This is a genomic window from Actinosynnema sp. NPDC059797 (genome assembly GCF_042732085.1).
Taxonomy (GTDB): Bacteria; Actinomycetota; Actinomycetes; order Mycobacteriales; family Pseudonocardiaceae; genus Actinosynnema.
The window spans coordinates 1-6463 of record NZ_JBHWIE010000380.1 but is presented as its reverse complement, the minus strand read 5'-3'; the positions used below and the strand labels follow the sequence as shown (position 1 = coordinate 6463).

10 protein-coding genes are annotated in these 6463 nt (G+C 75.5%); 6 read left to right on the top strand and 4 right to left on the bottom strand.

Translation table 11 applies throughout. The features are described from left to right. From ACFV4N_RS37700 to ACFV4N_RS37690, 3 genes are all read left to right on the top strand, one after another. Positions 1-397, top strand: a 397-nt coding sequence (locus tag ACFV4N_RS37700; RefSeq protein WP_499677461.1) for a hypothetical protein, incomplete at its 5' end; no start/stop codon positions are given. A gap of 22 nt (positions 398-419) precedes the next feature. After that, positions 420-695 (top strand): alpha/beta hydrolase, encoded by a 276-nt coding sequence (locus ACFV4N_RS37695; protein WP_499677460.1) that lies wholly within the window; start codon positions 420-422, stop codon positions 693-695. A 188-nt stretch (positions 696-883) separates the two neighbouring features. Next, on the top strand, positions 884-1258 hold the full coding sequence (locus ACFV4N_RS37690) for a helix-turn-helix domain-containing protein (protein ID WP_499677459.1): 375 nt from the start codon (positions 884-886) through the stop codon (positions 1256-1258). Between the two features lie 44 nt (positions 1259-1302). Here the strand turns inward: ACFV4N_RS37690 and ACFV4N_RS37685 are convergent, their stop codons facing one another. Further along, positions 1303-1893 carry a ClpP family protease gene (locus tag ACFV4N_RS37685; RefSeq protein WP_499677458.1) on the bottom strand — a complete coding sequence of 197 codons (591 nt, stop codon included), beginning with the start codon at positions 1891-1893 and terminating at the stop codon, positions 1303-1305. Further along, positions 1890-2516, bottom strand: a complete 627-nt coding sequence (locus tag ACFV4N_RS37680) for a ClpP family protease (protein WP_499677457.1) — start codon at positions 2514-2516, stop codon at positions 1890-1892. Before ACFV4N_RS37680 ends, ACFV4N_RS37685 begins: the two co-directional genes overlap by 4 nt. Positions 2517-2833: 317 nt before the next feature. Here ACFV4N_RS37680 and ACFV4N_RS37675 point away from each other — a divergent pair, with 317 nt between their 5' ends. Together ACFV4N_RS37675 and ACFV4N_RS37670 are read left to right on the top strand one after the other, a co-directional pair. Then, on the top strand, positions 2834-3001 hold the full coding sequence (locus ACFV4N_RS37675; RefSeq protein ID WP_499677456.1) for a hypothetical protein: 168 nt from the start codon (positions 2834-2836) through the stop codon (positions 2999-3001). Between the two features lie 351 nt (positions 3002-3352). After that, positions 3353-4363 (top strand): hypothetical protein, encoded by a 1011-nt coding sequence (locus tag ACFV4N_RS37670; protein ID WP_499677455.1) that lies wholly within the window; start codon positions 3353-3355, stop codon positions 4361-4363. Here the strand turns inward: ACFV4N_RS37670 and ACFV4N_RS37665 are convergent. Continuing rightward, on the bottom strand, positions 4360-4935 hold the full coding sequence (locus ACFV4N_RS37665) for a helix-turn-helix domain-containing protein (RefSeq protein WP_499677454.1): 576 nt from the start codon (positions 4933-4935) through the stop codon (positions 4360-4362). The two genes, ACFV4N_RS37670 and ACFV4N_RS37665, sit on opposite strands and share 4 nt — an antisense overlap. Positions 4936-5030: 95 nt before the next feature. Here ACFV4N_RS37665 and ACFV4N_RS37660 point away from each other — a divergent pair, with 95 nt between their 5' ends. Beyond that, on the top strand, positions 5031-6038 hold the full coding sequence (locus ACFV4N_RS37660) for an alpha/beta fold hydrolase (RefSeq protein ID WP_499677453.1): 1008 nt from the start codon (positions 5031-5033) through the stop codon (positions 6036-6038). A gap of 77 nt (positions 6039-6115) precedes the next feature. Here the strand turns inward: ACFV4N_RS37660 and ACFV4N_RS37655 are convergent. Further along, the coding region (locus ACFV4N_RS37655; protein WP_499677452.1) for a zinc-binding dehydrogenase at positions 6116-6463 on the bottom strand (348 nt) is incomplete at its 5' end.

The following is a 6463-nucleotide window of genomic DNA, read 5'->3' as shown; positions in this document are numbered from 1 at the left end:
CTTCTACATGTTCCTGATCCTGTTCCAGAGCAGCCTGATGTTCACCACCGCGCACACGAACCGGTGGTGGACGCTCGGGCTGGAGCTGATGGTGGCCCTGCACGGCACGCTGGTCGCGGTGATGAACTCGGGTCCGGACGGGATCTGGCCCATGTTCCTGTTCGGGTTCGTCGGCATCTTCGTGATCACCCAGATGCACGGGGTCGGGCTGAGCGCGGCGACGCGGTGGTGGGTCGCCGGTGCGATCGGCGTGGCGGCCCTGGGCGTCTACGCGTGGCGCGGGTACGACCGGATCGACGAGGTCGTGCGCATCCCCGCCATCGAGTACCTGCTGGTGGCCGTGCTCGCGCTGCTGGTCTGGGCGCCGCTGCGGCTGGCGCGGGCGGCGCGCCGGTGATCCGCGCCGTGCCGGCCCTGGCGTGTCCGCCCGCGCCGGCCTGACCGCGTGGTCGATCTCGGGTTCGGCGGACGGGCTCACCACGCCCGCCGACGTCGAGGCGGCCCGGCCGCTGCTGCCCGCCGACACGCGCCACGAGGTGGTGCCGGGCGCGGTGCACGCGCACTTCGGCGAGTACGGCGAGCAGCCGGGCGACGGCACCCCGACCACGTCGCGGGAGGTGGCACGGGCGCGGATCGTGGCGGCGAGCGCGGCGGCGCTGCGGGAGCTGGTCCGCGGCGGGCCGGGCGGAGACTGACCGAGCGGAGACCACCGGAGCGGGGACCACCGGAGCGGGGACCACCGGAGCGGGGACCGACCCGGCGGAGACCACCCAGGCGAGGACCACCCAGGCGAGGACCAACCTGGCAGGGATCACCCGGTTGGGGTTTCGCCCGGAGCGGAACAGCGGCCCCGGGAGGCCCGGCAGGGGCCAGGATGACTGGTATGGCGGACATCCTCCCCTTCCACCAGAAGCACGCCTCCACGCCGGAGCGCGAGCCGGACCCGCTGTGGCGCGAGGTGCTGGGCCGGAGCCTGCGCACGGCCAGGGAGGAGCGGGGCAGCCGCCTCGTCGACGTCGCGGAGCGGGCCGGCATCTCGCCCCAGTACCTGTCGGAGATCGAACGCGGCCGCAAGGAGCCCTCCAGCGAGATGATCGCCGCCGTCACCGGTGCGCTCGGCGTCGACCTGGCCGACCTGCTCATCGGCATCGCGAGCCGGGTCCGGCAGGGCCGCGGCGCGGGTCCCGTCGTCGGACGCCGCCCCGCCGGCCCCGTGGTCGGGCGCCGCCCCTCGGGTCCCGTGCTCCTGGCCGCCTGAGGACCCCTCGGGCCCGGGGTCCCCGAGACCCTCAGGCCCGACCCTCAGGCCCGGCGGTCGAGCACGTGGTCCGCGAGCCCGTAGGCGACGGCGCCGGCCGCGTCGAACACGCGGTCCCGGTCGGTGTCGTGCCGCAGCTGCTCGACGTCGCGGCCGGTGTGCGCCGAGAGGATCTCCTCCAGCTGGGTGCGCACCCGCACGACCTCGTCGGCCTGGAGGATGAGGTCGGGGATGGTGCCGCGCCCCTGCGCCGCGGGCTGGTGCAGCACCACCCTGGTGTGGGGCAGCACGAAGCGGCGCCCGGCCTCGCCCACGGCCAGCAGCACCGCGCCGGCCGCCACCGCCTGGCCGACGCACGTCGTCGTCACCGGCGCCTTGATGTAGCGCATGGTGTCGTACAGCGCGAGCATCGCGGACGGGTCGCCGCCCTCGCTGTTGATGTAGAGGTTGATCTCCCGGTCCGGGTTGTCCGCCTCCAGGTGCAGCAACTGGGCGATCAGCGCGTTGGCCACGCCGGAGTCGATCGCGGTGCCGAGGTAGACGATCCGCTCGGACAGCAGGTGCGAGTAGACGTCCATGATCCGCTCACCGTTGGTGCTGCGGGTGATGACGTTGGGGATGGTGTACGTGCTCATGCGCGCGCTCCCGCCTTCGGGCCGAGGCCCAGCTCGTGCGTGCGTACGGGCACGACCTGGCCGAGTCCGGTGACGATGTGGTCGATGAAGCCGTAGTCGAGCGCCTGCTCGGCGGTGAACCAGCGGTCGTGCAGCGAGTCGGCGAAGATCCGGTCGAGCGGCTGGCCGGTGTCCTCCGCGATGAGCCTGAGCACGGTGTCCCTGGTGTGCCGCAGGTCGTCCGCCTGCACCTGGACCTCGACCGCCGACCCGCCGATGCCCGCCGAGCCCTGGTGCATCAGGATGCGGGCGTGGGGCAGGGCGAAGCGCTTGCCCGGCGTGCCGGCCGACAGCAGGAACTGCCCCGCGCTGCACGCCAGCCCCAGCGCGAGCGTCGACACGTCGCACGGCACGAGCCGCATCACGTCGCGGATGGCCAGCATCGCGGGCACCGAGCCGCCCGGCGAGTGGATCCACAGCGCGATGTCCTTGTGCGGGTCCTCGCCCGCGAGGGACAGCATCTGGGTGGCGAGCACCGTCCCGTTGTCGTCGTCGAGCCCGCCGTCGAGGACCAGCACGCGCTGGCTGAGGAACCGTTCCCGGAGCCGGTGGTCGAACAGGGGCTGCCTCTCGTTGTTCGTCATGCCCCGACGATGCCGACCGCCCGGCGCCTCTCGCTCGTTCCTCTGCTGTGGGCAGATCAGCCCTCAGCAGGCCGGACCGGGCGGTGCCGGTCGACGGGGGCGCCCCGCTGTTCGCCACCGAGGACGGCGGTGGGATGGGGTACCGGCCGGCGCACACCCCTACTCCACTCCGCCACCACCCCTACTCCCCCGTCGGCGGCGTCGAGGTCCCGATACCGCCGACGACACCCGGCAGCGCGGCGGCCCCGGGCCGGTCGCACCGACCCGCCTGGGAGGATGGGGGTGCTGACCAGGCAGGGCACGGGGAGGTGAGGTCGGTGGCGGAGCCCGGTGGCGGGCGGCGCGACCGCGTCGAGGGCGGCGACCCGGCGTGCCGGCTGTCGCAGGTGTGCCCGGAGTGCGGTTTCCTGGACGACGGCGAACCGCCCGAGGTGTGCCCGCGCTGCGGCGCGGTGATCGCGGACGACACCGACGACGGGGAGTGACCCCAGTCCGCGGTGGTGGCGGCGACGGTGGCGGGCGGGCCGCCGGTGCCGGGCGCGGTGGTCGTGGCGCCGGGTGTGCCGGGCGTGGCCGCCCTGACCGCCGGCTGGGCGCGGGTGCGGTTCCACGCACCCGGCACGGCCCGACCGGCGTCCGCCGCGGATCACCGGGCCGGCCGTGGGACACCGCGCGCGCCCACCGCACCAGGAGATCCGCCACCCGCGGTCGCGCTACCGGTTCCGGGCCGCGAGCGGTACCGCCGCGGCCGCACCGGGCTTCGGCTCCCTTGCCGCCGCACCCGGCGGTCGCCAGGATTCCCCGGGACACCGGATGATCCGTTGGGGGCGGTCGCGATGGGGAACCGATCGACGAGCCGGGTGCTCGCCGCCGCGTTGGTGGGGCTGGGGCTGGTCGCGTCACCGCCGGCCGCCCAGGCCGGACCGGCCGCGGCGGCCTGCACGTGGCAGGGGACCGCGTGGGACCTGCCCGCCGAGGCCAACGGCGGCATGCTGGAGGGCTACAGCGGCAGCCGGTACGCGGTCGGCACCACGGGCAGGTACGTGCCGTTCACCGGCATGGTCGACCCGCGCGGGACGCTGTGGGAGAACGGGGAGGTCGTGCTGCGGGCCGCCGCCGCGACGCCGCGCTACCGCGACGTGAACCCCTCCGGCCTCGTCGTCGGCCACGACGTCGTCGGTGGTGAACTGGTCGCCGTCACCGTCGCCCGCGACGGCCGCGCCACCGCGCTGCCCGGCAACCCGGCCTGGGCCGGCTACTCGGCCGAGCTGGTCACCGACGCCGGTGACGTCGTCGGGTACGCGGACACCGGTACCCGGGACGTCCTGGTGGTGTGGCCGGCCTCCGCTCCCGGCACGTACCGCGAGCTGCCCTCCCCCGACGCCGCCTACCTCGACCCCGTCGACGTGGACCGGCAGGGCCGCGTCGTCGCCCTGGTCGACACCGCGTCGGGCGGCGGCGTGGTGTGGGACACCGACGGCCGGTGGCGCGTGCTCGCCGCGCAGGGCGCCGGCGGCTACAGCACCCCGCGGGCCATCCGCGACGGCCGCGTGGTGGGCTCGCAGGGCACCGACGCCGGGCACGCCGCGACCGAGTGGACCGCGCGGGGCGCGCTGGTCCGCACCTTCCCCGACGCCGCCGCGGCCCAGGCCATCGGCGGCAACGGCACCGTCGGCGGCCGGACCACCGTGAGCGCGGGCCAGCGGACGGTCCTCTGGCGCGACGGCGTGGTCGTCGACCGGCTCTCGGCCGTGCCGTGGAACCACACGCTGCGCTGGATCAGCGACGACGAGAGCACCCTCGTCGGCAGCGAGGGCGGCCGCCCCGTGCAGTACCGCTGCTCCTAGCGCTCCGCCCGCGCGTCCGGCCGCACCCCGTCGGGACCGAACAGGACGAGGAGTTCGACCGCGCCGCCGTCGGCGCTGCCCAGCCAGTGCGGCGCGGACGTGTCGAACTCGGCGGCCTCGCCGGGCGGCAGCGTCAGGTCCCGATCCCCGACCACCAGCCGCAGGCGGCCGTTGAGCACGTACAGCCACTCGAAGCCCCGGTGCGCCTGCGGCGTCGGTTCGAGGGGGTCCGGCCGGGCCGGGATGACCATCTTGAACGCCTGCGTCCCGCCCGGCCGCCGGGACAGCGGCACGAAGACCATCCCGAACCGCCGCACCGGCTTCAGGTGGATCCGGGGGTCGCCGGTGCGCGGCGCGCCGACGAGGTCGTCCAGCGGCACGTCGTAGGCGCGGGCGAGCGGCAGCAGCAGTTCCAGGGTCGCCCGGCGCTGCCCGCCCTCCAGCCGGGACAGGGTGCTCTCCGAGACCCCGGTAGTCGCCGAGAGGTCGGCGAGGGTGATGCCCCGGTCGCGGCGCAGCGCGCGCAGTCGCGGCCCCACCGCGGCGAGCACGTCTTCCTCTCCACCGTTCACGGGACCAACTTGCCACAACGGCAAGATCCCGTGCCAAACCGGTCCGCGCCCGGCGAGGCTGGCCCCACCGCAGCCCCGAACCGAGGACAGGACACATGACCACCGCGTCACGGCCGCCGCGCCGCTCCCGCCGACTCGCGCTCGCCCTCGCCCTCCTGCTCGCCACCGGCGCCACGGCGTGTTCGGCGCCGGCCGCCGACGTCCCCCCGCACGCCGCCGCCACCCGGGACGACCCGCGCTTCGCCGGCGCGTTCCGGCACGGGTTCGCCGACGTGGACGGCGTCCGGATGCACTACGTGACCGGCGGCAGCGGCCCGGCCGTGGTGCTGCTGCACGGCTGGCCGCAGACCTGGTTCGGCTGGTGGCCGATCATGCCGGCGCTCGCCGAGCACCACACCGTCTACGCCGTCGACCTCCCCGGCCTCGGCGACAGCACCGGCTCCCCCACCGGCTACGACAAGGCGACCCTGGCGCGGTACGTGCACACCCTGGTCGCCGACCGGCTCGGCGTGCGCGACGCCTCCGTGGTCGGGCACGACCTCGGCGCCGCCGTGGCGTTCCAGTACGCCTCCCGGTTCCCCGCCGACACCGCGCGCCTCGGCTACCTCGACCTGCCGCTGCCCGGACCCGGCGTCGACGGGCCCACCTACCGCTCGCTGAGCTGGCACATCGCCTTCCACTCGCAGCGGCGGGTCCCGGAGGCGGTGGTCGGCGACGACGTGCGCGAGTACCTGGCGCTGTTCTACCCGCAGGTCTCGTTCGGCGGGACGGCGTTCGGCGGCACCTCGGACCGGTCGCCGTTCAGCGACGCCGAGATCGACGAGTACGCGCGGACCTACAGCCGGCCCGAGGCCCTGTCCGGCGGCTTCGAGCTGTACCGCGCCCTCGACCAGGACGTCCGCGACACCCTGGCGGCGGCGCCGGTGCGCGTCCCGACCCTGGTCCTGGCCGCCCAGGGGCAGGTCGACGCGATCCGGGCCACGGTGGCGCCGCGCCTGACCGACCTCGTGCGGGCGGTGGACGTGCCGAACGCCGGGCACTGGCTGGTCGAGGAGAACCCCGGGTTCGTCACCGAGGAGCTGCTGCGCTTCCTGGGCGGGTGACCGGGGGCGGGTGACCGGGGGCGGGTGACCGGGGGCGGGTGACCGGGGGCGGGCACCGGCCCGGTCACCCGTGCGGCTCACGTGGTGACGACGAGCTTGCCGGTGGTGTGCTCGCGGACGAAGTCCACCAGGGCCCGCGTGCCCTGGTCGAGGGGGTAGCGGCGGCTGATCGTGACCGGGAGCCGGCCGTCCGCCGCCAGTTCGCCGACCTCGCGCATCCCGCCGTGCGCGCCTTCCAGGTCGAGCACGAACCGCAGGTCCACGTCGTCGCGGCCGATCCAGTCCGGCCTGGGCACGGGGTAGGTGATGGTGAGCAGCCGGCCGCCGGGGCGCACCGCCGCGGCCACCCCGGTCAGCCGGTCGCTCGGCAGGACCAGGTTGAACGCGGCGTCGACGCCGGTCGGGTAGTCCGCCTCCCCGTACCC

What these genes read in the sequence shown, in the direction of transcription:
- ACFV4N_RS37690 (WP_499677459.1), top strand. Translation starts at nt 884, where the DNA reads ATGGCGGACATCCTCCCCTTCCACCAGAAGCACGCCTCCACGCCGGAG.
- ACFV4N_RS37685 (WP_499677458.1), bottom strand. Translation starts at nt 1,893, where the DNA reads ATGAGCACGTACACCATCCCCAACGTCATCACCCGCAGCACCAACGGT.
- ACFV4N_RS37680 (WP_499677457.1), bottom strand. Translation starts at nt 2,516, where the DNA reads ATGACGAACAACGAGAGGCAGCCCCTGTTCGACCACCGGCTCCGGGAA.
- ACFV4N_RS37670 (WP_499677455.1), top strand. Translation starts at nt 3,353, where the DNA reads ATGGGGAACCGATCGACGAGCCGGGTGCTCGCCGCCGCGTTGGTGGGG.
- ACFV4N_RS37660 (WP_499677453.1), top strand. Translation starts at nt 5,031, where the DNA reads ATGACCACCGCGTCACGGCCGCCGCGCCGCTCCCGCCGACTCGCGCTC.